Raw genomic sequence first — 524 nt, 5'->3', positions numbered from 1 at the left:
GCATGTTGCCTCCCGTTTATCGGGCCGACCTGTTGGCCAGCCGGATGCTGGCCAACGCCGGGGCCCACTCCCTTGCGCTTGCAAAGCGGTCTCCATCGGCTAACGCCGGGCCCTGCGCCTACCTCGGCCACTCGAAGCGCATCGCCTCGATGAATCGCTTCAGCTTCGGCGGCTGGAGTCGGGCCTGCGGGTAGACCAGATAGACCGGCAGGGCGGCGGCCTGCCAGTCGGGCACCAACTGGATCAGGCGGCCGTGCGCGAGGTCCTCGGCCAGCAGCCAGGTCGACCCCACGCACACGCCCATGCCCCTCACGGCGGCGCTGCGTAGGGCGTAGAGACTGTCGGTGCTCAGGCGCGGGCGCAAGGCGACGCGGCAACTCTCGCCGCTTTTCGAATGCGACAGCAGGATCTCTGTTCGGTAGAAGGTGCGCAGTGCGAGCCAAGGCAGTGCCGCGAGTTCGCGCGCTTGCGTCGGTGCCGGCAAGTCCTCGAGCACTGAAGGCGCAGCGACCACGATGCGGGGT

At 68.5% G+C, this 524-nt stretch carries 1 protein-coding gene; it reads right to left on the bottom strand.

Translation table 11 applies throughout. The annotated features are described in order from the left end of the window. Positions 1–118: 118 nt before the first annotated feature. On the bottom strand, positions 119–524 hold a 406-nt coding region (locus tag AC1DTN_RS39155; protein ID WP_477925633.1), incomplete at its 5' end, for a LysR substrate-binding domain-containing protein.

It is taken from the genome of Rhizobium sp. 01T444 (assembly GCF_056398305.1).
Note: the sequence above shows the minus strand (reverse complement) of the source record. Positions and strands in the feature narration are given on the sequence as shown.